This is a genomic window from Kribbella albertanoniae, assembly GCF_004348455.1.
Lineage (GTDB): Bacteria > Actinomycetota > Actinomycetes > Propionibacteriales > Kribbellaceae > Kribbella > Kribbella albertanoniae.
On record NZ_SMKA01000512.1, the window covers coordinates 1 to 1,621 of the forward strand.

The window sequence follows — 1,621 nt, forward strand, 5'->3', positions numbered from 1 at the left end:
GGGCGGTGGCGGCGGACTTGACCGCGCGGGACGGGTACCCGGGGGCCAGGTCGTCGCCGCGGCCGGTGCCGATGCGGCGGATGTCGATGAGGGCGTCGGCGACCTCGGGCTTCCAGCGGGCGACGTCCAAGGCGGCCAGCGAGTCGGCGGCGTCGATCAGCGCGAGCCGAAGTGCGCGGTCGGCCTCGCCGAAGTCAGCCGGCTGGGGACTGGTGGCCCGGAGCGCAGTCCATTGCACCGCAGGACCGACGTACGCGGGAACCAGCCCGAGATCCGGCCCGGTGAAGACGACTGCTTCGCCGGACTCAAGCGCCACCTCGTTGAACGCCGGTGGCCCGGCCAGTCCGATCGGGTCGCCGGGAATCGGCAGCGCGAGGTGCGCCTGCTTGGCCCCGGCAGCGCGCAGCAGATTGAGCGCAACAGGCAACGTCGCAGGTGATGGATGGCCTGGCAGTCCGGCGACGTGGTGCCCGACATCCTCACCGAGGATCTTGTGCGCGGCGGTGTCCGGATCGCAGGCGCCGGTCAGCATCGCGTTGGTCCACACGGTGAACCGGACGGAGGCGGAGGTGGTCAACACGCATGTCAGTGTCTCACCCGCGTGCCCGGCGTACGGCACCCGCCGGGCACCACGTAGGTTTGCCCGCATGACTGCTGTGGTGGAGCTGGCAGATGTCTCGATCGTGCGCGGTGGCGCGCGGCTGCTGGACGGGGTCGAGTGGACGGTCGACGAGGCCGATCGCTGGGTCGTGATCGGACCGAACGGTGCGGGCAAGACCACCCTGCTGCAGATCCTGGCCGCCCAGATCCACCCGACCACGGGTGTCGTCGGGCTGCTCGGCGAGGTGCTCGGCGCGATCGACGTCTTCGAGCTCCGCCCGCGGATCGGCATCACGAGCGCCGCTCTCGCCGACCGGCTGCCGAAGAGTGAGCGGGTCTCCGACGTTGTCGTTTCTGCCTCGTACGCCGTTCTCGGGCGCTGGCGTGAGGAGTACGACGAGCTCGACCACCAGCGAGCCAAGGAGCTGCTGACCGAACTCGGGATCGCGCACCTCAGCGACCGGACGTTCGGCACCCTGTCCGAGGGTGAGCGCAAGCGCGTCCAGATCGCCCGCGCGCTGATGACCGACCCCGAACTGATGCTGATGGACGAGCCGGCCGCCGGCCTCGACCTGACCGGCCGCGAGCAGCTGGTCCGCTCGCTCAGCTCGATCGCCACCGCCGTCGGTGCCCCCGCGATGGTCCTCGTCACCCATCACGTCGAGGAGATCCCGCCCGGTTTCACCCACGCCCTCCTCCTCAAGCAAGGCCGCGTCGTCTCGGCCGGCCCGATCGCCCAGGCCCTCACCGACGAAACCCTCAGCACCACCTTCGACATCGCCCTCTCCCTCACCCACGAGGACGGCCGCTACACCGCCCGCGCCCTCTGACCGACGTACGGCATCTGATGGGTTGACCCACGAGGTTGCGGGTTCTGCACCCTCATGCGAGTCCAGAACCCACAAGCTCACTGGTCTACCTTCCTCAGGTCGGCGCTTCTGGATGAGGCGTTGATGCACCCGAGGTGCCGCTTGCGTTACCGCCCGGCTGGCTTGACGTTGCAGACGTCCACCATCAGATC

The 1,621-nt window shown here is 69.6% G+C and carries 2 protein-coding genes; one reads left to right on the top strand and one right to left on the bottom strand.

Annotated elements, in window-relative coordinates:
• A partial coding sequence (locus E1261_RS44680) for a hypothetical protein (protein WP_132416429.1) occupies window positions 1-580 on the bottom strand: 580 nt, incomplete at its 3' end.
• Between the two features lie 67 nt (window positions 581-647).
• Between E1261_RS44680 and E1261_RS44685 the strand changes: the two genes are divergently transcribed.
• Window positions 648-1,430: an ABC transporter ATP-binding protein gene (locus E1261_RS44685; protein WP_132416431.1), complete on the top strand. Its 783-nt coding sequence runs from the start codon at window positions 648-650 to the stop codon at window positions 1,428-1,430.
• Window positions 1,431-1,621: the final 191 nt, after the last annotated feature.

Bases quoted from the DNA above. Each gene is read 5' to 3' on its own strand.
- E1261_RS44685 (WP_132416431.1), top strand. From the start codon at position 648: ATGACTGCTGTGGTGGAGCTGGCAGATGTCTCGATCGTGCGCGGTGGC.